This window comes from Leptolyngbya sp. GB1-A1, from assembly GCF_039962475.1.
Taxonomy (GTDB): domain Bacteria; phylum Cyanobacteriota; class Cyanobacteriia; order Elainellales; family Elainellaceae; genus Leptolyngbya_A.
Window position 1 is genome coordinate 1 of record NZ_JAMPLI010000061.1, and the last position, 23,194, is coordinate 23,194.

The following is a 23,194-nucleotide window of genomic DNA, read 5'->3' on the forward strand; positions in this document are numbered from 1 at the left end:
CTGAAAGTGTCTCCATCTCCGGTTGAGACAACACGGGCAGCCGTGCGATCTGGCGTAACAGTCTGAGCGATCGCAGCAGCCTTGGGGGTGGCAGGTGATGAAACAACAGGAGAAGGGGTGATCGCAGTCGCTGAAGTGGTTGAAGAATTAGAGACGGCTTGTGGAGCGGTTTCGGGATTGAACGTGCTAGAAGGTTGGGTGCAGCCAGCTAGAAAAAGACCAGCAGTGAAGGCTACAAGTTTAGCGCGAGGGTTTAACTGCCATTCTTGGTTCAGCTTCGATAAGGCTGCGGGAAGCCTCCGCTCAAAGTCCAAAACAGACATAATGTACCGTCTATAGTAATGGCTCTAAAGTGCCCTGTTCATTGTAAAGGAGAACAGGCATGAACGATAAAGCTTTGATAAATGAAGTCCCAAGCTTTTGAGGATAGAGAAAAACAAAACATTCAGTATTGGAATAGTTAGGGAGAGAGCTCAAAAAGAATTCTTGCTCTACTGGGAATCCTAAAGATCAGTGAACTAATCAGGAGAATTTATGCGATTTTTCGGAAAGCTACTAGGGTTACTCCTGGTGCTGATTGGCATCTACTTCCTAGGACAAAACATTATTTTCACCACTCAAATTGCTTTTTACTGGTGGCGCGATATTTCTGCAGCAGGCTCAGTTCTATCCCTGGTAAGCGGTGTCATCCTTCTGCTCTACGGAGGACGCGGTCTGAAGGAATGGGGCTGGATTCTGTTAGGGCTTTCGATTCTTCTCGTCTTTGTCAGCGGGGGAGTTATTTTGCGCCCTACGAGTTTATGGACACTCTTCCTATCGTTTGTGTCTCTGCTTGCGGGATTTCAACTGATCACGACAGGTCGTGTTAGCTTCTAGTTGCATTAGAAAGTGAATCAGCAGCGATCGTAAGCAGTGATTTCAAGGAAAATAATCCAACCGAGAGAAATGCCAGAACAGGGCGCAATTATTGTCTTTGCTCCACCTTTAATTGTCCGGACGCTGCGATCGGATAGCAGTTGATAGATGATAGGCTAAGCGATTTGATAGCGAATGCGGCTTCCTGAGTGCAATGACCAAAGCGCTTTGATCATTGCACTCAGAATGCTAACGTCGCTTGGTCTAGCCAATGCAAGAATGCTATCGCTATTACTTGTGAAGACACACTAGGTACGCTTGGGATGCAGTCAGTTGATCAGAATTTTTACTGAAAGAATTGCAGCAACTGGTATGAACACTGCCGAGTACGGATTTTTACCCCCCATCCTGAGCAGATTGTGGTTGTGCTAAGTGATTCAGGTTGACCTGCTGGAAGTCCTTTCCGAGACGCTGTTCCCCAGATTATGCCCATGCTTGTGCAGGATTACCGACTGGATCCAACACTCATGCTTTAGGTCGAGCAGCATCCTGCTAACCGCGAGGAATTGCCCGATGCTGAGTTCTGGCAAATTCATCCCCCATGGGAGGGTCGCCGTATTGTTTCAGCTTACTGGACCCCCCTTGACCAAGCTCAAGTTGAGGCGTGGGTTGACCAATCGCTTTGAGGGGTCCAATCAATATTTGCAAGTTTAACGCTCGTTCACAGTTGTCCTGTCAAGCTCCGATAGGCGTTTGCCGTTTCTTCGCCAAACCCATTTGCTTCGACATGACGCACGATCGACTGAATCAAGGGAACAGCAATGCTCATGCCGAATAGTGTATTGAATCCAGCAACGACCGCAGGAGCCGACAGTAGCAGCGTGAGTTCCGGAAACACTGCCAGTACCCCGATCAGCACCACGAAAAAGATCGGAGCCGCAATTCCAGCCGTCACTGCCGCTTCCAAAACCCGATTGCGGAACTCCTCCAGGGTAATGTCACCCCGATACAGATCCAAAATATGAGCAACAGCCGTCACAACCGCTTGTGTGAGGACAGCCGTTCCAGTCGCGGTTATGCCAAGCTTCGCGATCGTGCCTGAGTTTTTGGCGATCGAGTCCACGGCATTGTAGAAGCGGATGTAGAGTTGCTCACTTGCAGTCATGTTTCTGGCTCCCCGCCGCAAGTTATCCGCCCCCACTTCCCACAGAATATTGTCTGCTCCATTAGAGCCGCCATTGTGGCGAGAGCGGATGTGGCTGCCATGTTTGTCCGCCAGAAACTGTCGAATTTTCATTTCGCTTACTTCCAGCTTGGCAGTCCCCGGAATCTTTTCAAACAGTTGCATAACATCCGCAGCAGTACGGGGAGAATCGCCAACGCGCAAGCCTGCTCGATATTGAAGCCGATATGCCAGCTTTGGCATTTCTTGTGCAAGTTCCTGGGCAGTTTGAGGTAGCCCTTGAAGGCTGTTTGCGATCGCACCACCAGAAGTAGCAAGACCCGATGCGATTTCGCTAGCAGCACTTTGCGTTTCTTTTACCGTCTGCTTCAGGGATTGCAGGGCACTTTGACCGATACTGTGGGCTGTGCTGGAAAGTTTTTGGGCTTCTTGCAGAATGTCCATCGAGTTGAGTGCGAAGTTAAGGCTGAACGATGCAGTAACTTCAGTCATAACAGTGCCCAGAGCAAGCTTTTCTGAAAGCTCCTCATGATTCATCGAATCTTGATGATTCAGCGATAGACTACAGTCAAACTAAATAGGAGATGAACAGTAGCCATACATAAATGCTTTTGGAAACGCGAAGATTTGACAATGTGTCACTAATTGAAACAGGAACTTGACTAACCCAAACTTTTTGCACAATCGCCCATACTTACGGATGAATTGCTTGGCTTTCACCAAACATCCTCGACCGGGTTCTGATCAGGGGCGTTGGGAGCCAGTCGAATACAAGTAATTTTCCAGTGCTCTGGGGGAAATCCCTCTATTAAGTTGCTCAAGAAACTGCTGCACGACCGCTGAACGGTGGTAGATGACTCCATCCCAAATAATGACTAGGCGAGTTTCCTGGACCTACAACGGTTGGAGGTACTCTAGAAATACCACGACCATTGAAACTGCATAGCCTCTTGCCCAAAAGTTCTCACCTTCAAAATTGCGTTGCTTGCCCCGAAATTGACGCGCAATCGCAATCGCACTTTTGCCTTTGAGAAATCCAATAACAGAAGCAACCGAATGTTTGGGTGGAATTTCAATGCACATAGGCACAGAGTCAGGCAGCAGATGCCCTTCTACAATCCGGCACTCCTTTTGTCGCGCTAGTTCATGAAAGATTAATCCAAGATACTTCCGAATCTCTAAAAACATCGCTTTGCGTCGATACTTGGGCACAACCACGACAGGGTACTTACAGTTCCACTTGCTATGAGAAAGGCTTTGATAAAATTCGGACATATTGTTTTTCCTCCTACAGCTCTGCTCATTAGCCACCGTGGGAGTTACTCTATGCCCGGAACGCTCAAAGCTGTGCGAGTCGCACTGGTAGAACCAGTGGCTTACCCCAAAGGCTCAGTTAGGGCGATCGGTTGAGGTTACTGCTGCATTTGTGCCTAGGAAGGTTCTTATTCTGAAACTTTGTCCTTGAACAGTTTGCCAGCAGAGAATGCTGGAACCTTGCTGGCAGGAATCGTCATTACTTCCCCAGTCTTGGGATTGCGTCCTTCCCGTTCCTGTCGCTGGCGTGGCTCAAAGGAGCCGAAGCCCACTAGCGTCACCTTATTGCCCTCTGATACGGCTTCCATAATGGAGTCAATCGCCGCCGTTAGAATTGCGTCCGCTTGCTTTTTGCTGACGTTGGCTTTCTCTGCAACCTTGTCTACAAGCTCACCTTTGTTCATGCGAAAGTCCGAACTCAACACTGGAATTGTAGTTCAAACAATCGAGGCTGAAATCCGCATTCTCTCGATCGTAACAATCCGAAACCCGCATTCTGCCGTTGAGCAGGCAATCTGGAGCGCAGCAGTGGGCTTGTCGCTGATATCCTTCTGCCTATTGCGGCGTGAATCGTCATGAAGCATCAGAGTTTGGATGTTCTGATGTCTGGCGAGCTTCTGCATCGCCCTGACGTCGCCATTAGTCGGGTTCAACGCCTCAACGATGCCGGAATGTCGGATGCGGCGGGGAGACATCTTTTTGCTAATGCCAGCAGCGATCGCCGACTCACTAAACAAATTGTAGATTCCTTGCTCAAACAGAGTCATCTATCCACCCACATCCCTGGCAATCCCAATGCACCTGAACTGGGTGAACCGAGACGATTGGCAGCTCACAATTCGGACACCGCCCTGTAAAGAGAGGATGGGTATCGAGTAACTCCAGTTGCTCTGTTAATGTACGTCTCCGGGTCTGTAAAACCAGTTCCCCGTTGTAATAAGCTGCTCCAACTGGCTGCCATTGCTCCTCCACTTCAGAAGTTTGGGCAGTACCAAGCCCTTCTCCTTCGGAGGCGGTCGCGACAAAATCAAGGCAATCCTCTGACTCTAAACCCAAGGGGTATAGCGTACAGCGCAAATACAGGCTGTGGGTGTAAAACTCACAGAACCGACACTGAGGCGGATAGTAGGGATCGGGTGAACTAGGCATCGGCTAACTCAAGCTTGGGACATCCTAGTATTCCCCGCCCTCACGCCCAAACCAAATCCTCCTCTCAGTTGCAGTTCTGGGAACCCCTCAAAGTCTTAAGCAGCAGGATTCCCAGAACCACATCACCACTCGATCGGCTCTGGCCGAAATGCCCCGCACAATTGCGGCTCTCCTCGATCGCCTCAACATAATTTGCAAGCAAAAGAAACTATAGTACAATTGCACTCATTGACGACTTCCATTCCCCCAGTGCTGTTGCTGGGGGCTTTTTCCCCTTTTTTTAAGGAGGAGTCATGCGAAAACCCATCGTCTTCGATCACGTCTGGCTGAAGGAGGATGGCGGCACACCCTGGGTTGTCACCGCAATTCAGGGCAACAGCGCGATCGTCGCTTGTGCCCATGAACCGGATCGGACTGAACCACTCTCTAATCTCAAGATCCAAGGACTCCCCGACGAAAAGAATCCGCCCGGACTTCTCTTGTATGAAGCGATCGAGGAGAAGTACCTCGCTTTCGCCCAGGCGTACCCTAACCAAATTGACGAACTCGACCTGCACCCCATTCACCTACAAGCATTCAAAGAAAAGCTGGCAACTCTACCCAAGCTGCCTGCTCCCGTGCCACAGATTCTCATTGGAATGTCTGTAACACTAGACTCCGGTTGCTTTGCAGGCAAAACTGGCACTGTGCTTTGCTACAACCCCCGCACCGATTCTTATATCGTTCGCTGCCCTAACGTTTCCTACTTGCTCCTCACTGAGGCAGTGAATTTATGCAGCTAAAAGAGCGCTACGACAAGAGCTTTCGATACTGGCAGGATAAGAATGATGGCGGGCAGAACTGGTTTAACCCCAATATTCCAGATGCTCTTGACTATCCGCCTGAGACTGAGTTCCTTCAAGATGTGGTCGCTGAAATGCTGGAAGCGGGAGAAACCTATTGGTATCACCCTGGCTGGAACAGAGACCTTTGGGATGTCTTAGCCCAGTGGACATTCCAGAAGCAATTAATCCGGGTGCGGCTCTATGCGGAATGGTTACTCTCAACCTTGCCAGCAGACCCGATTGATCCAGATTTGGGAAACCAATTGAGACAGATTGCCAGCGGAGAATTTGCTCACTTGCTGATGATGTACGAGCAAAGCGGCTGAACCAGCAAAGTGTCCAATATAGGTTTCCTGTCCTCGTTTGCAGTGACACTGAGAAAGCTTTTAGGCAAGCTAATCAGTTACAAACATTACGGCATCCAGCCTTCCTTGATACGGTTGCGGGAGCGTTTGAGCCGGAGATGCAGTTGCCCAAAGCAGCGGTGCCGTGAACAAGATTGTACTGATAGCCATAACAGGGTTTCGCATTGATGTCCTCAAAGCGTGAATGACTCTCAGATCACTGAAATTTCTGCACCGCATAAATTCGTCCTGAGGGCGGGTCTGCTACAATTCCATAACCCACTCGCGTATGGTGCGGATGGAGTAAGTTGGCACGGTGCCCGTCGCTATACATCCAGCTTTTCTGAAATGCCTCAATCAGTTTCCAATTCAACAAGCTGTGTTGACCTAAACTGTGGGACTGAAGCATGATGTTCTCCCCCACGCCGCCCTCCCCGCCAATCGCGGCAAAGCGATCCGTCGGCGTTCTGCCCTCCGGTGTCACGTGATCGTAAAAGTTTCGCGCCTTCATATCCTCGGCGTGGAGTTGAGCCGCCTGGGACAACAAGGAATCTTCGACCAGTGCAGGCAGTCCATTAACCTGGCGATCGCGGTTAATGAGCTTCAGCGCAAAATTCCTTAACTCCGGCAAGGAGCGAGGCTGGGTGCTGTTCCAGAAGGTGACTTGGGGCTGACCCATCTGCCAATCCGTTCCCCCCAAACCATTGTCAATCCAGAACGAGTTTTTAGCGGTTGCTGCCAGCGATAAGACCAGCAAGGCGATCGCCAGCCCATAGGTCCGCCACCCCTGCCGGGAGCGACGGGGGAGGTGCCTGTTGTTTGTCCAAACCTGTTTTCGCATTGCTCCACAACCAATTGCAGAATCTGATTCCCTTACATTTCCCAAGATTAAAGCTGCTCAAGCTGTCGCTTCAGGTTTTCGAGTTCCGCATCCACCGCCGCAGCTTTTGCGGTCGTTGGACTGGAACTAGAACCAGTTAGGAGCAGAGATTTGAGTGCTGCGAGTTCATCATCTACGTCACTTGCCGTTACAAGCTGGGCGAACTGACTTTCCAAGTTGGCATCTGACAGTTCTGACACGGCTTGAGATCACGCTTCCATGTGCAGCATTTTTTCTTCCATCCGCTCAAATGCTGCCATTGCGCTGCTGGTGCCTAGAGCACCAACCGTTTTCTGAAGCTGCCCTTTTGCCTGAGCATCTGCAATCTGCGCCATAAGGCGGGTTCTTAACGCTTTGGCTTCCAGAAGCGCTAAATTTTGCTGTAAGTTCTTCATCGAAACAGGTTGCCGATCAAGCTGAGCTTTGAGACTACTGAGAATTTCGGCGTGCATCTTCTTACGGCTCAGTGCTGCTTGCGCCAAATCCGCATTTCCCTTCTGCTGAGCAAGTTGTACTCGCCGTTCCCATTTGTTGAGTTCTGATTGTGCCTGTTCGTACTGCTGTTGAAATCGCTTTTGGCTGGCAACCACATCGATGCTTGCTAGCCGTACTTTTAGCAAATCGGCTTGCATTTCCTCAATCGCCCGGTCTAAAAGCTTGGCTGGATCAACTCCCTGCTGAAGTAGGCGATTTAAGCCGACTAACCCCAGTCCAACGACAGCACCCCCGGCTGCCAGGCCTGCCATACCAACCCCGATTGCACTTCCACTAGCTGCAACACCCATACCACCAATCACCGCTGATGTGGCGGCACCAGTTGCGGCTCCCGCTGCGGCAGCAGTCGTCGAGGATGCATCGTCTTCTAGAATCGATCGCAATGCCTCATAAAGGGCAGCACCCGTTAATGCTCCTAAAGCCGCAAGTGGAACAGCCCCCACACTATACCCAGTTCCACCCACCAAGAGTCCAACCTTGCCCATCAAAGCACCTGCCACCGCGCCGCCAGCGACTAAGGCAGCGCCTGGATTGGAAGAATCCGAATTCCTGTAACGCCCTGAATTGGAATTTAATTCAGCTCGAATGATACGGCCCACTTGATCGAATAATTGCCCCATACCGCTCCGGCTTGATTAAATTTGTGCTGGCAGCCGCTCCTATTCCAAGCTTAGGCACGGCTCGCTTCGAGTCGTTAGTGGGAATGACGCAAATTGTGCCAATCTTCAAGTTTTTCGCACCAATCGAGATACGCGTTGTCTCAAGGTATTGTTGAATCGCTCGATGTAACTGGTTAATCCAGTTTCCTTGTCCACCGCTCGATGTCACTTGCTCGGCAGTGCTACTGGGTAAGAGACCCAAAAATCACTGTAACAGACCGCGCACTGGCAATAAACCGCAGGCAACGAGCGCCACAAAGCTTTGGCTGATGCTCCAGAACGGTCTCCAATATGACAACCGACAATTTCTCGTGTCTCGACATCCAAGGCTAACCAGACCCACTGCTCGTTGCCTTTATCATCCACAAATGACCACAATTCATCTGCACTCACCTCCTCGGTTTCAACCGCTTGTACTTCGGCATTATGCACTAATTGAGCTTGCTGGCTCGCTGCACGAACAATGCTAACGACTGTATTGTAGGCAAGTCTGCTCGTGCGGCTAATTCCTCTCAGATTACTGCCTTCGCGATGCGCTTGCAGGACTTGTCGAATTTGTTCTGGATTGACTTGACGATGATAGTACAGCGTGTCAAATCGCTCGTTGAACGTTTGCTTGCACTAAGGGCAAAAATAGCGTTGGCTACCATTCGGAGCTTTACCCTGTTTATAGGTACTACGATGACCACAAAGCCAACATTCCATAAGTCATGCTTGAAAGTAGATACCTCTCTACTTTACTCAACCCACCATTCCTTGATGTACTACCAGATTGATAGAAATCGTTTGTCCTTAAACAGTTTTTGCAACACCACCTCTCGCGGTTCTAGTGGAGAGGCATGGGACGAGATAAGGCTGCAAGGCCCCTTTTTTGAACCAGATCTGCAATGAGTTTGACGAGCTGAGCTGGATCGACTGGCTTGGCGATATGCTGCTGAAATCCAGCACTGAGAGCCTGTTTTTGATCAAGTTCGCCGGCATAAGCAGTGAGGGCGATCGCCAGAATGTTTCCTCCTTGCTCTGGCGGCAACACTCTGACTTGCTGGAGCAGCATATAGCCATTGATGTCAGGCATCCCAATGTCACTCAGCAGCACGTCCGGTTGAAATTCGATCAGGGCGGCAATTGCAGCACGCGCAGAACCGACAGCGATTACGGTTGCCCCAGCTTGCTCTAGGAGAAACGTCACAAAGTCCTGTGAGTCGGTATCATCATCCACCACTAAAACTTGGATTCCCTGCAAATCAAGCGAAGTTTCGGGCAACTGAGAAGCTTGATTGACTGAAGGCTGAGTCGGCATGAGGGGCAGTCTCACCGTAAAGGTTGCTCCTAATCCTTCTCCGGGGCTATCGGCTTCAATCGTCCCGCCATGCAGTTCGACCAGATGCCGCACGATCGCCAGTCCTAACCCCAATCCGCCAAACTTACGGGTGGTCGCACCATCTTCTTGACGAAAGTAGTCAAATACATAAGGGAGAAAACTCGGTGAAATTCCTTTCCCGGTATCGTTAACAGAGATTTGAGCATGTGGGCCGATCTGTTCTAGCTGCACTTCAACCCGTCCCCCGATCGGCGTGAATTTAACTGCGTTCGAGAGCAGGTTCCACACGATTTGCTGCAACCGGGTTGAGTCTCCTGAAACCAGTCCGACTTCCGGTTTGAGCATCATTTCTACCTGAATGGATTTGGCTTCTGCTGCCAGTCGCACCGTTTCGATCGCTGCTTTTATCGTTGCGGCTAAGTCAACGGAGTTAACCGTGAGACTAAGCTTGCCTTGCAGAATCCGAGAAACATCCAGCAGATCCTCGATCAGTTCAGCTTGCAGTTTGGCGTTCCGCTCGATCGTTGCCAGAGCTTGCTTTGTTTTTGCCGCGTCTAGCTTGCCGTCCTGCAAAAGCCTTGACCATCCGAGGATCGGGTTAAGGGGCGATCGTAGCTCATGGGACAGCACCGCCAAAAATTCGTCTTTAATGCAGTTCGCGGTTTCAGCTTCCTTGCGGGCAGTTCGCTCTCGTTGCAGCAGTTTTTCCCGTTCTTGTTCAATCTGGTCTCGTTCTGCGGTGCGTTGGGTCAGACGATCGCGCATCGCAGCAAACACATGAGAGAGGTGGGCAACTTCAGCAATAGTGCTTTGGGGCAACGGAGCCTGGGTATCTCCAGTCGCAAACTGATCGGTTGCATAAGCTAGAGCTGTGAGCGGTCTGGACAGCTGGCGAGCAACCTGCAACCCAATGATTAAAGCGATCGCAGCAATAACTAAGAGCGTCTGAAAATCTCGATTTCGTCTGGCATTCAGTGCCGCTAAAACATCGGAAGTAGAGCGTTCAACGACAATGCCCCAACTAAGGACAGGAACCTGGGCGTAGCCTGCGAGCTGCCACTGTGACTTATCCCAATAGTGCAACCCTCCAAAAGAAGTCTGTTGCTCTAGCAATGCCGCAACTGGGGGAATTTGAGAGCGATCGGCAAAGGTATTCACCAAACTGGCATCAGGATGAGCAATGACCCGCCCTTGATTATCAACCAGATATGCTTTGAGGTTGGCATTTGCACTGGTCTTAATCAGTTGCTCTGTCACTTGTGATGACTCGATCGCTCCGGCAACAACTCCTGCAAATTGCTGGTTTGCATCGTACAAAGGAGTTGTAAAGGTGAAAATTGGCTTTTTCAGAACTCGTCCTATCCGAATATTGACGGTGGATTGCCCTAATTTCGCCGCTTTGTATGAGGCAAAGTCTGAAATAGATGGGCTTAAGGATCGATCGTCACTGCGCGCGATCGCATTTCCCGCTGCATCATAAGTTGTTAGCACCGTAACATCAGGGTATGCCTGATTGAAGAGCCGAAGGAAATTGCGCTGCTCAGAAGCAGACATTGCTGCTAAGTTAGGTTGTTTTGCTAAAGCATTAACAGCGGCACGGTGCAGATTGATATAGTTAGCAATGTCTTGCGCTAAAGTTGCCGCTAACGTTTGCTGAAGGGTCAGGGCTTGATTGATGACAGCCTGCTCTTGCGGCAGCGCAATCAAGGTCACGGTAAACAAAAGGGGCAGCGCAACGACCCCCACCAGCGTTACCGCTAATTGAGTTTGTAAAGACCTTGGCTCAAGGCGGCGAAGATAGGGTCCCAGCCACGGCAGCAGTGCCAGCAGCGTCCCCAATCCACCATAAAAGAGAACCGAGTTCCAGGTAGGAAATCCTAACCCGATCGTCCACGACCAGAGCATTCCCCCAGCAAACACATGAGCAGCCTGAAAGAGCCTTTTGGGCAACTTGGGATAGGAATAGACTGCGAATAATAACAACCCAGCAATCAAGTAGGCAACGCCATAGAGCAGCAAATGAGGACGAACCGGATCATATAAACGAGCATTAAACTGAGGATTGAATGGAATCAAAACAATGATTCCATCAAGCACCATTCGGATACTGGTTAGCAGGGCAAATAAGTCAATTCCCTGTTTAGGATATTGGCGATGATGATGTTGCAGAAGAGGGCGATCGCTGTCCCTAAACCCAAAACTAAAAAGTCCACAAATGCAGTCCAGGTGCCGGAGAGAAAATTCCCGCTGGCAGCTTGAAGCAGCGCAGAAGCCGCTATCAGATGCGCGATGAAAATAATGGAACGACGAGGCAGCAGTGTTACGGCAGCAATCAAAATCGCACCACCAATCACCTGCCATGCCCCCAGCCAGGATAAATGCGGCTGAATTGGAACAAACACATGGGTATTAAGCGTGTGGGGCAACATCAACATCAACGTGCCTCGAATGGCAAGGTAAATGCCAATAAACCATTGCAAGGTGTCGATCCAGATTTGCCGTTTCATTATTCTTTTTCCGTGTATTGATCTGTGTATCAGTCGGATTGATCAGTACTAAATGTAATTCAGTAAATGAGCGATCGCGCGCTCAGAGACCTCCGGTTCTACCCCAAGAATAGACTGCTGGAACCCCGCTTCCATGACCTGCTAATCGCGAACTTTCCCAGCGTAAGCGGTGAAGTCCATTTCAATGGAATTGCTATCGCCGCACACCAAGAGGAGAGGCTGCCGCACTAGAGGCAACGTTTCGATCTGCTGCATTTGCCTGTTAGTAGTCAATAATGAGCAATGAGAATGAGCAACAAGCAGCTATGCAATTCATGTATCATTACCCGTATCAGAAATTGATAGTTTCGAAGCGGTTCCACCTTCTGACGGATCAGACGATCGCAAATCATCGAGGGGAACGACGGCAACCAGGGCTTTGCCACGCCGAGTTAAGATAACCCGCTCTTTACCATAAGCAACTCGATTAATTAGGTCAGCAAATTGATTTCTTGCTTCTACAGTCGAGATCGAAAATTGCACCATTGGGACAGCCTAGAGATTGCGTTTCAACAGTACTGAAATGTACATTTCAGCGGAGAATGCTACACCTACCACGTCTTTATGGGCGATAACTTCTATCCAAAGGGGGATAGACTGTGTCGTAAATAGTCCTGAAGTACTTATGCGCTAGGTGTGAGTGAGCAGTAAAACTTGCGCAATTAGCAAGTCAGTTGCGCGCTTTCCAAGCTTTTGAAACCGCTATTATTCAAGGCTTTCAGAGCTTGAGACAAATTCGGTCAAGGAGCATCAATATTCTACCCTTGAAGTCCAGAACGCTTATCTAGCATAGAGCCAGGGATTTACGTCATTCATTTGCTAATTGCGCCAAATCATTTGCTCATCCACAAGGAGCAGTCAAACTGCCGCGTTGCCCCCTGGAGTCGAGTTGTAACCCGGTTTCCGGGCAATTCATTTGTTGACATCGATCGCCGTCAGGTAGATAACAACGGTGAATCCTGGTTTCACAATCCCGATGGCAACTGCTGGATTCACGATAGCCGCATTGACTTACTCTAACGGGTTGAGCAAACTCAAATGAGCTTTAATTACAGCAAAAGACAATTCGTTGCCTGTGTGATTGGGTGCTGGATGATGGGCAGCGCGATCGTTGGATGCAGCCCCACAACGACATGATCGCAGCTTGATGCCACGTCACCCAGCCCTGAAACAGTCACAGCATCTACACCAACGCCAGCAGATTCCCCAACCCTTCCCAAGCTAGCAGGTGTTCAAGAATAGGCGGAAATTTTGAAGGGTGAATCGGTGCAGGGATTAACGTTCAGCAATAACGGCAAGCTTTTGTATCAGGATAAAGTGCTGCTGCCAGAAATTCCGGTGAGCTATGTCAGTAATGGCGATATTAGTGCCAGTTGCGGTTAAGGATTTGATCAGGTTCACGGTTAATTCCTCTGCTTGAGTTGCGTTTCAAGAATCCAAGATTAGAAAAAGTCCCCTTAAACCTGAAGCCCAATTCTTGCGCTGTTTTATCAAAATTTTGTGGTGTATCGTGATCTTGTCACAGTGTTTTGAATCAAGGAAGTTAAGAAACTAAAGAAAAGTCTTTACAAACCAGGAGGACTTGCTTAGGATATTTCTAAAGAATTATCTTTAGAAATATGAGATCCATTTCAGACCGACCTCAAGCACTTATGCGTGCTGCAACGTTAGCAGAGCTTCAGGAAAAAGGGCAATTACTCGTGCGGTTGAACCAGCAACCTGTTGCACTGTTTTACAGCAACGATCGCGTCTATGCGATCGACAACCGCTGTCCACACATGGGCTTTCCACTACACGGTAGTGTTTGTAAAGATGGAATTGTCACCTGCCCCTGGCACTATGCTCGGTTTGACCTGGCAAGCGGCGGGACATTCGATTCCTGGGCAGATGATGTGCGATCGTTTCCGGTGCAGATTCAAAACGGGGAGATTTGGGTGGATGTTGCACCACTGAACAATCTTAAAGGTCATCATCAGCAACGATTACAGGATGGATTGGAACAAGGAATTTCCCTGGTCATTGCGAAATCGGTGATTGCATTACTGGATCTGGGAGTTGCGCCAACGGAAGCATTTCAACTTGGGCTGTCCTTTGGCACGCGCTATAACAAAACCGGATGGGACACCGGGTTAACCATGCTCACCTGTATGATGAATCTGCTGCCGTATCTCGATGAGGGTGATCGCCCCCGTGCCCTCTATCAGGGGCTTTCTGCCGTTGCTCGTGACAGTGCAGAAGCGCCCCCACATTTCCGAGTCCACCCCCTGCCCACAACGAACCTGAACTTTGTGACCCTCAAAGCCTGGTTTCGCCAGTTTATTGAGCAGCGCGGTCGCGAGGCGGCGGAACGGTGTTTGGTGACAGCCATAGAACTTGGAATTAGTCGAACTCAAATTGCTGAGATGCTATTTGCAGCCGCAACTGACCACCGTTACCTGGATGTGGGTCATGTGCTGGATTTCATCAATAAGGCGTTGGAAGCTCTGGATGCAACCGATTGGCAAGAAGCTGAATCTGTTTTAGCAAGTTTAGTTTCAGTGTTAGCCAACGCAACTCGCATGGAGGAAGCCAGTTCATGGCGATATCCAGTGGATTTAGTCACAATTCTGGAAGGTGCGTTTGAGCAATTGCCTGCGGTGCTAGAAGCTGGAAAATCTCATTCAGAAGAGTGGGTGCAACCTCCAGAGTTCATGTCGGTGTTGTTGGGAGAAGATGCTCAGGCGATCGCCAATCACTTGTTAGAGGCGTTGCGATCAGGCTGTACAGAGGCACAGTTAGCCCAAATCGTCACCTACGCGGCTGCCCTGCGAGTCGCCCGATTTCACACTAATAACGATCATGGAGATTGGAACAGCGCCCACCATCCCTTTACCTTTGCCAACGCAGTACAGCAAGGAATTCGTCGGGTTCCAAGTGTTGAACTGCTGCGGGGTGTATTTGATGCTGCCATGAGCGTTTATTTGAACCGATTCTTGAATGTGCCACCGGCTCGCTTACCAGATGCTAAAGACACTGTTGCCAATCCTGAAGTCTTGCTGGAGAAATTGCCTGACCTGCTCGATCGCCAGCAACAGGTGAATGAAACGGGACGACTGGTAGCACAATATCTTTACAGTGGTGGCAATCCCAAAGCTCTGATGGCAATGCTGGCAAAACTTATGCTGCGTGAAAATCGAGATTTCCATGTGATTCAATCGATGGACGCTGCATTCCGGTTATACTCCCAACTCGTTGACCCAGCTGAAAGAGCCCCTGTATTGGTAGCAGCTGCACGATATTTAGCGGCTCATGCACCAACGATGCGATCGCAAGAGCAAACTTATCAGATGGCGTATCGGTTACATCGGGGCGATCGCTTGTTTGAAGATACAGAACCAGACGTTAATGCGGAATAATTTGATAGGCGCAACGTCGCTCTCCAGCGATGATATGCTCGACTCGCTCAATGGTCGTATCATCGCCCAATATTGACTGAAAGACCTCTAATTCTTTCGCACAAAGTCCAGTACAAGCCGTCGCAGCCGCACAAACGGGGCAATGATTCTCAATCAATAAAAATGATCCGTCCGCTTGAGTTTGCACTTCTGCCATATAACCTTCATTAGTGCGGATCTCAACCAGTTTATTCAAGCGTTGCTTGAGTGAACGCTTGCCTTTCATCTGCTGGCTGTAACTCTCAAGCTGTTGTTGGGAGCGAACTTCGAGCAAGTGATTTAACCCTGCTTCACCAAACGCTTGTTTCACGGAATTCAGCAAGCTTAAGGTTAGTTCTGCATATCCATCAGGAAAGAAGCGATCGGCAGCGGCAGTCAACTGCCACAGCTTGGCAGGTCGTCCCATTGGGCGCGATTCTTCCTGATACGTGACTAACTGTTCATCTTGCAGGGCATAGAGATGTTGCCGCACTGCCATTGCCGTAATCCCTAAGCGGGCAGCGAGAGTTTCTGCATCTAAACGTCCTTCCTGCTTCAATAACTGTACGATCGCCCGTCGCGTCCGAACTGCCGTTTCTTGAGTTTGAGTTTTTCTTGCCATAATTTGCGCTCTACCTATCTACAAAGTAAAGAATTGCTTTTACAAAGTCAACAACGATCGCGTATCCTTTTTCTCAAGCTATTTATTTAGAAAGTATTTGCGTTAGGGATCGGGCTATGAGCGAAATCCAAAGACTTAACCCAGCAGGACTGGCTGATTCCTCCCACTATGGATACGCTCAAATCACGATTGTTCCTCCCAATACAACGCTGGTGTATATTGCAGGACAGCTGGGGGAAGATAAAAACGGTCACTTTCCCAGTGATTTTGAAGGTCAGTTAAAACAGGCGTTTACGAATCTTCGGATAGCACTGGAAGCGGTTGGTGCAACTCCCGATCGGGTTGTTAAAATCACAATACTTTCCGTTAATCATGATTCTGAAAAACAACGCTTGATTTCTGCCGAGCGTAATGCGATGTGGCAGGGCGATCGCAAACCAGCCAGTACCCTCATTCCAGTACCTCGGCTCGCTGTAGATGGGGCATTGTTTGAAATCAATGCGATTGCCGCTATCCAAAATTCCTGATATAGGAGCGATTCATGTCACTTCCTCTAATTCTGCAACCTGGTGAAGGGCGATTCCTGCGGAGAGCTTCGCTAACGGTACCAATTGGCACTAGTACTTGCACCTTTAAGGCAACGGGCAAAGAAACTCACGGACATTTTGGATTGTTTGAGTTTGTGATAGAGCCAGGCGCAAATGGTGCTAGTCCTCACATTCACAAAAAACTGACCGAAACATTTTATGTTGTGGAAGGTGAAGTGGAACTCCTTTTGGGCGATCGCCGCATTGTTGCTGAACCCAAAACCTTTGTCCTCGTACCAGAAAACACACCGCACGGATTTTCTAATGCGGGTCAGACTCCGGCAACTTTGTTGGTTTTATTTTGCCCTGCTGATTCACGTGAGCAGTATTTTGAGGGATTGGCTGAACTAACGAAAGATGGACGGCAACCGAGCCAGGAAGAATTCCTCGACTTGATGCAGCGGTTTGATCAATATCTGGTTCCTGAGCCTAAAAACCATTAAATTTCAAAGAAGATAGAGAGATAACATCGATGTTGCAAGGAAAGGTTTTGCGTGTTGCTCGTCCAACCGATCGTCTTGATCAAGTCGTTCGTTTCTACACGGAAGGGCTAGGATTACACATCCTTTATCGGTTTGAAAACCATGACGGTTTCGATGGAGTCATGGTTGGAATGCCCGGAGAAGCCTATCATTTTGAATTCACACATCACCGAGGACACTCAGTAGGACGCGCTCCGACTCAAGATAATCTCATCGTCTTCTATCTTCCAGAACAATTGGAGTGGCAACAAACAATCAAACGAATGAATGCTGCTGGATATAAGCCAGTTAAATCTTACAATCCCTACTGGGATAACAAAGGAGTAACCTTTGAAGACCCAGATGGCTACCGAGTTGTTTTACAGAACGATATTTGGGATTCATAACGAGCGATTACCCCAAAGGGGGAACTGCTTCGCATCGCCCCAGAGCTTGCAGCAGGAGCAAAGCCAAAAATGATAGCCACCATTGCTAGGAAAGAAGAGAATTTAAAGCTTTATCCCAAAGCACCATTACTCTCTAGCGATCGCACCCGATGGAGTGGGGTTCATTTGGAATATCATCAGCAACCACCCCATCAAGTTCCTGAAAATGCCTTAAACCAATCTCAAATTATCATTCATACTCAACGGCTCTCTTCTCCCCTCGTTGAATATATGCCGCCACAATCTCTGCAATTTGAGCAAACAGAACGGGGAGATATTACAATCATTCCGGCTCAAGTCAATAACTGGGCGATTTGGGAAAAGGAATGTCACTTTATTCTGCTTCAGTTCTATTCAACTATTTTTGAGCAGTATGCATTTGAATGGACTTCTGGTAGCGACATTGAACTCATTCCCAGCTTTAGTCGCTCTGATCTGCTAATTTTTGGAATTGGGTGGGCACTCAAAACTGAGCTTGAAACCAATGGATTAGTAGGCAGCCTTTATGTTGATTCACTCACGACAACATTAGTGAATCACTTACTGCGGCATTATTCAACACAGAAGAAAAGTTCTCCATTAACATCTCAGGGATTATCTAAACGGCAATTAAAACAGGTGATTGAGTATGTCGATCAGCATCTGGATCAAAACTTGACGCTTGCGACTCTGGCAGCGATCGCCCACATGAGTCCGAGCTATTTTTCCACTTTGTTCAAGCACTCCATAGGGCTTGCTCCACATCAGTATGTAATTCACTGCCGCATCAACCGAGCAAAACATCTGCTTCTGCAAGGGATGAGTGTGGCTGAGGTTGCATTAAATTTAGGATTCAGCCACCAAAGCCATCTCAGCCGTCATTTTAAGCAACTGGTTGGCGTGACTCCAAAAGCATTTTTGAAAAGCCAGTAGGAATGTGCTCAGATTCAGAGGAATATGCAAGACGGGCATCGTGGAGTTTTGTAGAGTCTTTATTAAAGGCTTTTCTTTAGAAAATAATCTCTATGAAACGACCTGCCCTCATTGTAGCGATCGCCATCTTCCTGATCACCCATGCGACTAACCTGCAAATTCCGCTATACAACACCTACACGAATCTAGCAGGCTTTGGCAGTGGGATCTCGGCGATCGCATTCTCAACCTATGTTGTCGGACTGCTTCCTACGTTAATTCTGCTGGGTGGAGCCTCTGACCGAATTGGACGCAAAAAGGTGATTTTGACAAGTTTGCTGTTTGCCTGTGTCGCTACCTTTTTGATGATTGCCCATCCCACCATTTATACCTTGTTCATGACACGAGTACTGCAAGGCATTGGGGTGGGGTTAATCACAGGAACCGGAACAGCGTACTTATCTACGTTGATGCCTCAATGCTCTACCAGAGTAGCAGCCTACGTCAGCTTAACGACAGCACTGGGATTTTCGAGCGGTGCTCTGTTTACCAATCTCGTTCTCTCCATTCACAATTCCCTCGTTCCGTTGAGTTATTGGATTGTTTTTGTTCTCATCCTGGGTTGTATTGGTTTAGCAATCAATATTCCCGAACAGGCAACGATACCAACTCCACTGGTTCAATTACCCCTCTTTCCAGCGAAGGCAATTTGGGCAGGGTTCGCGATCGCCCTCGCATGGTCTCTAGCCGGGATTGTGGGAATCATCCTACCCACTCAACTGGTGCAATACGGGCTACCCAACTGGTCAGGACCCATGCTGTTCATCATTGTGATGACCGGGGTAGTATTCCAACTCGTTGCCCGACGCATGGAACCACAGCGATCGCTCCAACTCGGTTCACTGCTGATGGTGATCGGGTATGTCCTATTTACAAGCGGTGCAGCATGGGGTTCGTTGAGTTTAGTGCTGGTTGGAGTGGCGATCGCAGGAATAGCGTGCTACGGATTCACCTATCTGGGTGGATTAGCTGAAGTTGTGGGGTTAGGTGGCAATCAATCTGCAAGAGTGACCTCTGGCTATTTTGCCTGTGCTTATTTGGGATACGGCATTCCAGTCATTTTCATTGGGTTTCTCTCTGATCGCTTTGGTACGATTCACACCCTTGTTGGCTTTGGAGCCATCTTACTGATAAGCAATGCCTTACTCATTGCTGTGTATCAAACACTAAAGCATGAGAAGAAACCTCAGGCATGAAAAAAGCTGAACCGCTTAAACACATCTCGCATCACTCATTCAAGCATTAAATTACAGGAGGCTCAAACATGGTTACTCTGTTGCAGGTAGATTCCAGTCCAAGGAGCGAGCGTTCTATCTCTCGTGCTTTAACAAAACAGTTTATTCAAACGTGGCAACACGCTGATTCAAATAGTCATGTAACTTACCGGGATCTTGGACGCTATCCAGTTCCACCCATTGACGAAGCCTGGATTGCAGCAGCATTTACACCACCTGACCAAGTGAACCCAGACTTGGAATCCGCATTAAAAACCTCGGATGAGTTAATTGATGAGTTGTTCGCAGCCGATTTTTTAGTTTTTGGCATTCCGATGTATAACTACAGCGTTCCTGCCAACTTCAAAGCGTATATCGACCAAATTGTGCGAGTAAGACGAACGTTTACGATCGACTCTGACGGTTATAAAGGACTGGTGAGCGGTAAAAGAGCAGTGGTGATTACTACACGAGGAGGTAGTTATGCAGGCAGTCCTCTAGACTTTCAAGAACCCTATCTGCAAGCCGTATTTGAATTCATTGGGATCACAGATACTGCTTTTATCCATGCAGAAAACTTGGCGATGGGAACTGAAGAACGACAACGTGCGATCGCGTCTGCTCACACAGCCATTCATCAAGTCATTTCAAACTGGCAGTATGACTATAGTGCTATGTCTTAAAAGCCAGGAGGTCAATTATTCAGCGATCGAATCCCAGATGGTTTTCGTGTCAGCAAACATTCGGAAACGGCAAATCTTGCCATCCACCAAATCATAAACGTGTGCAGCCGCCGCACACAGGGATTTTTGTGACTGCCGATGATGACCCACATAAGCACCAATTACGACAATGGAATTGCCAGCCTCCAGGTATTGCTCAATCTGAAACGAAAACTTTTTCCAGCGATCGTCATTTGCTTTAAAGACTTTCTCCACGACTGCTGTGGCTCCTCGATACGTTTTTCCTTGTGGGAACCCTTGATTCTGAATCCATTCCAAATCAGAGGTACAGAGATTTAAGAACGCATCATAATCCTTTTCGCGAAAAATTCTGTACAACTCCTGTACAACCTGAAGATTTGACATTGTAGTAACACCTGATATGAGAAATTATTCGTGTTTACCCATTGATCTCAAGCCAATCTTGTCGCAATATCGCCCACAATGCCACGTCTTCAAACACGCCCCATTTACGGATTCATTAGCGTAGCACTCCTTCTTGAACAAATCCATTTTTCTGCAAAACTTTGCCTGAGCCTGGATTCCTCAGCATGTGATAAGCATAAAGTCGATTCAAGCTGAGGTGGTTAAATCCGAAAGTTATCAAAGGTTTCAAAGCTTCGCTCATATATCCCTGTCCCCAAAATTCTGCTGCAACCCAAAAGCTTAATTCTGCTTGAGCATGTTCCTGCTTAATCTCTCGAATTTCAAGGATTCCACAAATTCCTTCTAAGGATTTGCATTCAAGTCCAAACGTGACAGAGTGTCCTGCTTCTGATGCTTTTAACTGCCGTGTAATATAACGCTCGGCTTCTCCATCGGGATAGGGATGAGGAATGGAAATGGTAGTGTCAGCGATCGCCCTCGCACTTACTTTTTCTTGAATAGAGGGAGCATCAGCAGAGTTGAGAGGACGTAGGATCAGGCGATCAGTTTCTAGTGTAGGTTGGCTCAGCATACCGCAGTCATTTCGGATGGTTCTCCTGTGAATTCTTTAACCTTGACCTGGGCTGGCATAATCGTTCTCCTATGATGCGATCTACTCCAACATCGTGGTACCATGTTGCCTCTACATAAACAACGTGGTACAAATAAAATTCGCTTCGCGCTAACCCTTCCCAATAGGGTTTGTCTGGATTGAATCCTGGTTGCTTTAAGATCGCCTCAAATGCTTCTTTACTTTTCCATTGCCCGTAATTGAACATCCGCGTTCCGTCCAAACTGCGATGAAAGCTTGCCGAAACAAGTCCAGGCGAATTGTTCATCGCTCGATCAAGTTCTGTTGTTGTTCGCTTTACCATTTCTGGTTGATTTACAGGCATCATGCGAAATTTGGCAAGATGAGTAACGCGATCGCCCACAGCGATCTCAACTTCTGCGGATACCGATTGGCTTGCTGACACTTCTAACTGCAACGAGTCAGGCGGAAAAATTCACTGAATACCGCCGGACGCTGCAAACTGCGATGGTCAAACTTAGGTTGCCGCTGGCTGTATGTGAAGACACGCACTCCATCTAAACTTTGATGCACACTTGCTGACACAAAGTAGGAATTGGACTTCCAGGAGGTGATTTGCTCTTTGATCGCATCCACTAATCCTGATTGATGTCGCTCTGCAACAGTGTACAAATCTAACCCGATGATTGCAGTATTTGACCGATCCATCTAAACCATAAGTGCTTTTTTATTCTCGCTAGTTGCTTGTTCTGACTGATGTTAAACACGAATCGACAATCTTTATCTCAAGTCGTAAAGACAACCTTATGCAATGTCTTTTGGTATTCGTTATTGGCTAGATCGAGCATTTCACCAAACAACGGAGAAAAGGGGCGATTAGTGTCCATTGCCGTATAGTCTTCCAACGAGCGCCAGTGTCCAAAGTTAATGCAACGCCATCCGTCTAAGCTGCGGTGAGTATGGGTTGAAATTAGTCCTGGTTGTCCTGAAACCATGTTTAGTGCCTGCTTAAGTAGCTTAATAAACCGAGGTTAGTTCTCAGGTTGCTTCATCTTGAAGATACTGAAATTAATCAGTCCATCCATTTCGGTTGTAAGATGTAACTCACTATTTTTCGGCTCCGCATCAAAGATTTCAAACAGATGAACATCTGAAGGTTCAAAATTTGTGATTGGCTGGGTTACTACATAGGAGGCTTGATCCACCCATTGAATGTAGCTCGTGACCCGTAGCCTATCCCGACTTCGAATTACACTGCCAGAAACAAATCCTGGATGATGCTTTAAAGTAGACTCGATCGTTTGAATGACTTGTTCTACAAGCATTTTCTGATCTTCAGGTGTCACTGGAAAAACTGCAAACTCTGCTGGCAACCCGTTAGTTTGACTTACAATCGTCATAGCAATCTCCAGAAGTCAATTAGCCATCTTGCAATACAGGTTTTAACTTGTGTCTATCCGCCTTGTGGGCTAGTTTAATCGTCATTACCTGTCACGAATCTACGCAAGCGATTCAAGCAGTTTCATTAGATACAACTATGCAACAATGAGCTAAGGCATTGGTCGAAAGAATCGAGCTAAAAGTGGTGTGATGCAGGCAGTTGACGTGATTCGAGAGCAGCTAACTAAAATTCGATAAACTACAAGCAGCAGTAATTTCTAACTTCTATGCGCACTATGGATAAATTGCCGCAGGTTGATATGACTCACCATACTCATCCGGCGCTCAATGGTCATCCGATTTTGACTAGTGGGCATTCAGGATGGAACGGCATTTTTTTCCATCACTATGATCATCCGGCTCACCAAAGTCCAACCTATCAATGGATGCAGCATATTATTGGCATTACAGGGCAGAGTGGGCATCCAGTTCAGTCGGAACATCAGGTAGAGGGGCAACGCCTAAACTGCCACTGTCAACCTGGTGAAATGCTGTTTATCCCGGCTGGAATCAACTATTCGTCGCTCTGGCATGATGCAGGCGAATTTTCCCTCCTGGGATTTTCCCCTCAGTTTTTTGAACAGGTTGCACATGAATCGATTCGAGTGAAGCAAGTTGAATTGATTCCACACATCGGGGTTGGCGATTCGCTGGTACAACAGATTGGATTGGCTCTGAAAGCAGATATTGAAGCAAAACATCCGGCAGGTCGAATGTTTGGAGAATCGCTGGCGACAGGTTTAGTGATTCATCTGTTGAAGCAGTATTCCATCTGGCAACCTCGATCGCGTTCTGATGATACAGGTCGTT

At 48.2% G+C, this 23,194-nt stretch carries 28 protein-coding genes and 5 pseudogenes; 13 read left to right on the forward strand and 20 right to left on the reverse strand.

What is annotated here, in order from left to right; translation table 11 throughout:
• Positions 1–323 (reverse strand): annotated as a pseudogene (locus NDI45_RS27275) (hypothetical protein); the annotation flags it as partial.
• A gap of 211 nt (positions 324–534) precedes the next feature.
• On the opposite strand from NDI45_RS27275, the gene NDI45_RS27280 reads away from it, so the two are divergent.
• The gene (locus tag NDI45_RS27280; RefSeq protein ID WP_348249624.1) at positions 535–876 is read left to right on the forward strand and encodes a hypothetical protein; all 342 of its coding nucleotides are present in this window, start codon (positions 535–537) and stop codon (positions 874–876) included.
• Positions 877–1,576: 700 nt separating this feature from the next.
• Here NDI45_RS27280 and NDI45_RS27285 read toward each other — a convergent pair.
• The 5 genes and pseudogenes from NDI45_RS27285 to NDI45_RS27305 all read right to left on the reverse strand — a co-directional run bounded on the left by NDI45_RS27285 (position 1,577) and on the right by NDI45_RS27305 (position 4,501).
• The gene (locus NDI45_RS27285; RefSeq protein WP_348249625.1) at positions 1,577–2,530 is read right to left on the reverse strand and encodes an HNH endonuclease; all 954 of its coding nucleotides are present in this window, start codon (positions 2,528–2,530) and stop codon (positions 1,577–1,579) included.
• A 441-nt stretch (positions 2,531–2,971) separates the two neighbouring features.
• A pseudogene (gene tnpA, locus NDI45_RS27290) lies at positions 2,972–3,313 on the reverse strand (IS200/IS605 family transposase); the annotation flags it as partial.
• Positions 3,314–3,480: 167 nt separating this feature from the next.
• Complete coding sequence (locus NDI45_RS27295) at positions 3,481–3,756, reverse strand: HU family DNA-binding protein (protein WP_348249626.1); 276 nt, start codon at positions 3,754–3,756, stop codon at positions 3,481–3,483.
• A 159-nt stretch (positions 3,757–3,915) separates the two neighbouring features.
• Positions 3,916–4,098 (reverse strand): annotated as a pseudogene (locus NDI45_RS27300) (integrase); the annotation flags it as partial.
• 7 nt (positions 4,099–4,105) lie between these two features.
• Complete coding sequence (locus NDI45_RS27305) at positions 4,106–4,501, reverse strand: hypothetical protein (protein WP_348249627.1); 396 nt, start codon at positions 4,499–4,501, stop codon at positions 4,106–4,108.
• 293 nt (positions 4,502–4,794) lie between these two features.
• Here NDI45_RS27305 and NDI45_RS27310 point away from each other — a divergent pair, with 293 nt between their 5' ends.
• Both NDI45_RS27310 and NDI45_RS27315 read left to right on the forward strand, forming a co-directional pair.
• Positions 4,795–5,283 carry a hypothetical protein gene (locus tag NDI45_RS27310; RefSeq protein ID WP_348249628.1) on the forward strand — a complete coding sequence of 163 codons (489 nt, stop codon included), beginning with the start codon at positions 4,795–4,797 and terminating at the stop codon, positions 5,281–5,283.
• Positions 5,274–5,651: a hypothetical protein gene (locus NDI45_RS27315; protein ID WP_348249629.1), complete on the forward strand. Its 378-nt coding sequence runs from the start codon at positions 5,274–5,276 to the stop codon at positions 5,649–5,651. Before NDI45_RS27310 ends, NDI45_RS27315 begins: the two co-directional genes overlap by 10 nt.
• Before the next feature lie 235 nt (positions 5,652–5,886).
• Here NDI45_RS27315 and NDI45_RS27320 read toward each other — a convergent pair whose 3' ends face one another.
• The 7 genes and pseudogenes from NDI45_RS27320 to NDI45_RS27350 form a co-directional block, all read right to left on the reverse strand.
• Positions 5,887–6,510, reverse strand: coding sequence for a CAP domain-containing protein (locus NDI45_RS27320; RefSeq protein WP_348249630.1), 624 nt, complete (start codon positions 6,508–6,510; stop codon positions 5,887–5,889).
• Between the two features lie 47 nt (positions 6,511–6,557).
• Positions 6,558–6,749: a hypothetical protein gene (locus NDI45_RS27325; protein ID WP_348249631.1), complete on the reverse strand. Its 192-nt coding sequence runs from the start codon at positions 6,747–6,749 to the stop codon at positions 6,558–6,560.
• Positions 6,750–6,758: 9 nt separating this feature from the next.
• Positions 6,759–7,544 carry a PspA/IM30 family protein gene (locus tag NDI45_RS27330; RefSeq protein ID WP_348249632.1) on the reverse strand — a complete coding sequence of 262 codons (786 nt, stop codon included), beginning with the start codon at positions 7,542–7,544 and terminating at the stop codon, positions 6,759–6,761.
• Positions 7,545–7,772: 228 nt separating this feature from the next.
• A pseudogene (locus NDI45_RS27335) lies at positions 7,773–8,312 on the reverse strand (IS1 family transposase); the annotation flags it as partial.
• 217 nt (positions 8,313–8,529) lie between these two features.
• Entirely contained in the window at positions 8,530–11,124 is a 2,595-nt protein-coding gene (locus NDI45_RS27340) for an ATP-binding protein (protein ID WP_348249633.1), read from the reverse strand.
• 11 nt (positions 11,125–11,135) lie between these two features.
• Positions 11,136–11,531, reverse strand: coding sequence for a hypothetical protein (locus NDI45_RS27345; RefSeq protein ID WP_348249634.1), 396 nt, complete (start codon positions 11,529–11,531; stop codon positions 11,136–11,138).
• Between the two features lie 312 nt (positions 11,532–11,843).
• Positions 11,844–12,056, reverse strand: coding sequence for a type II toxin-antitoxin system Phd/YefM family antitoxin (locus NDI45_RS27350; RefSeq protein WP_348249635.1), 213 nt, complete (start codon positions 12,054–12,056; stop codon positions 11,844–11,846).
• A gap of 330 nt (positions 12,057–12,386) precedes the next feature.
• On the opposite strand from NDI45_RS27350, the gene NDI45_RS27355 reads away from it, so the two are divergent.
• Positions 12,387–12,590: a hypothetical protein gene (locus NDI45_RS27355; protein ID WP_348249636.1), complete on the forward strand. Its 204-nt coding sequence runs from the start codon at positions 12,387–12,389 to the stop codon at positions 12,588–12,590.
• 29 nt (positions 12,591–12,619) lie between these two features.
• On the opposite strand, the gene NDI45_RS27360 is transcribed toward NDI45_RS27355, so the two are convergent.
• The gene (locus NDI45_RS27360) at positions 12,620–12,748 is read right to left on the reverse strand and encodes a hypothetical protein (RefSeq protein WP_348249637.1); all 129 of its coding nucleotides are present in this window, start codon (positions 12,746–12,748) and stop codon (positions 12,620–12,622) included.
• 73 nt (positions 12,749–12,821) lie between these two features.
• On the opposite strand from NDI45_RS27360, the gene NDI45_RS27365 reads away from it, so the two are divergent.
• Positions 12,822–12,953, forward strand: coding sequence for a hypothetical protein (locus NDI45_RS27365; protein WP_348249638.1), 132 nt, complete (start codon positions 12,822–12,824; stop codon positions 12,951–12,953).
• 269 nt (positions 12,954–13,222) lie between these two features.
• Complete coding sequence (locus NDI45_RS27370; protein ID WP_348249639.1) at positions 13,223–14,965, forward strand: Rieske (2Fe-2S) protein; 1,743 nt, start codon at positions 13,223–13,225, stop codon at positions 14,963–14,965.
• Here the strand turns inward: NDI45_RS27370 and NDI45_RS27375 are convergent.
• The gene (locus tag NDI45_RS27375) at positions 14,952–15,605 is read right to left on the reverse strand and encodes a metalloregulator ArsR/SmtB family transcription factor (RefSeq protein ID WP_348249640.1); all 654 of its coding nucleotides are present in this window, start codon (positions 15,603–15,605) and stop codon (positions 14,952–14,954) included. The two genes, NDI45_RS27370 and NDI45_RS27375, sit on opposite strands and share 14 nt — an antisense overlap.
• A 116-nt stretch (positions 15,606–15,721) precedes the next feature.
• Here NDI45_RS27375 and NDI45_RS27380 point away from each other — a divergent pair, with 116 nt between their 5' ends.
• The 6 genes from NDI45_RS27380 to NDI45_RS27405 all read left to right on the forward strand — a co-directional run bounded on the left by NDI45_RS27380 (position 15,722) and on the right by NDI45_RS27405 (position 19,947).
• The gene (locus NDI45_RS27380) at positions 15,722–16,132 is read left to right on the forward strand and encodes a RidA family protein (RefSeq protein ID WP_348249641.1); all 411 of its coding nucleotides are present in this window, start codon (positions 15,722–15,724) and stop codon (positions 16,130–16,132) included.
• A 14-nt stretch (positions 16,133–16,146) separates the two neighbouring features.
• The gene (locus NDI45_RS27385; protein ID WP_348249642.1) at positions 16,147–16,635 is read left to right on the forward strand and encodes a cupin domain-containing protein; all 489 of its coding nucleotides are present in this window, start codon (positions 16,147–16,149) and stop codon (positions 16,633–16,635) included.
• 29 nt (positions 16,636–16,664) lie between these two features.
• On the forward strand, positions 16,665–17,060 hold the full coding sequence (locus tag NDI45_RS27390) for a VOC family protein (protein ID WP_348249643.1): 396 nt from the start codon (positions 16,665–16,667) through the stop codon (positions 17,058–17,060).
• Positions 17,061–17,129: 69 nt separating this feature from the next.
• Positions 17,130–18,011 carry an AraC family transcriptional regulator gene (locus tag NDI45_RS27395; RefSeq protein WP_348249644.1) on the forward strand — a complete coding sequence of 294 codons (882 nt, stop codon included), beginning with the start codon at positions 17,130–17,132 and terminating at the stop codon, positions 18,009–18,011.
• Positions 18,012–18,103: 92 nt separating this feature from the next.
• Positions 18,104–19,246 carry an MFS transporter gene (locus NDI45_RS27400; RefSeq protein ID WP_348249645.1) on the forward strand — a complete coding sequence of 381 codons (1,143 nt, stop codon included), beginning with the start codon at positions 18,104–18,106 and terminating at the stop codon, positions 19,244–19,246.
• A gap of 68 nt (positions 19,247–19,314) precedes the next feature.
• Positions 19,315–19,947 (forward strand): FMN-dependent NADH-azoreductase, encoded by a 633-nt coding sequence (locus NDI45_RS27405; RefSeq protein WP_348249646.1) that lies wholly within the window; start codon positions 19,315–19,317, stop codon positions 19,945–19,947.
• A gap of 15 nt (positions 19,948–19,962) precedes the next feature.
• On the opposite strand, the gene NDI45_RS27410 is transcribed toward NDI45_RS27405, so the two are convergent.
• The 5 genes from NDI45_RS27410 to NDI45_RS27430 form a co-directional block, all read right to left on the reverse strand.
• Positions 19,963–20,352: a nuclear transport factor 2 family protein gene (locus tag NDI45_RS27410; RefSeq protein ID WP_348249647.1), complete on the reverse strand. Its 390-nt coding sequence runs from the start codon at positions 20,350–20,352 to the stop codon at positions 19,963–19,965.
• Positions 20,353–20,467: 115 nt separating this feature from the next.
• Positions 20,468–20,944, reverse strand: a complete 477-nt coding sequence (locus NDI45_RS27415; protein ID WP_348249648.1) for a GNAT family N-acetyltransferase — start codon at positions 20,942–20,944, stop codon at positions 20,468–20,470.
• Between the two features lie 7 nt (positions 20,945–20,951).
• Positions 20,952–21,347 carry an antibiotic biosynthesis monooxygenase gene (locus NDI45_RS27420; RefSeq protein WP_348249649.1) on the reverse strand — a complete coding sequence of 132 codons (396 nt, stop codon included), beginning with the start codon at positions 21,345–21,347 and terminating at the stop codon, positions 20,952–20,954.
• Positions 21,348–21,391: 44 nt separating this feature from the next.
• Entirely contained in the window at positions 21,392–21,652 is a 261-nt protein-coding gene (locus NDI45_RS27425) for a hypothetical protein (protein ID WP_348249650.1), read from the reverse strand.
• 323 nt (positions 21,653–21,975) lie between these two features.
• A complete protein-coding gene (locus NDI45_RS27430; protein WP_348249651.1) occupies positions 21,976–22,344 on the reverse strand; it encodes a hypothetical protein in 369 nt (122 codons plus the stop codon).
• A 276-nt stretch (positions 22,345–22,620) separates the two neighbouring features.
• Here NDI45_RS27430 and NDI45_RS27435 point away from each other — a divergent pair.
• Positions 22,621–23,194, forward strand: a pseudogene (locus NDI45_RS27435) (hypothetical protein); the annotation flags it as partial.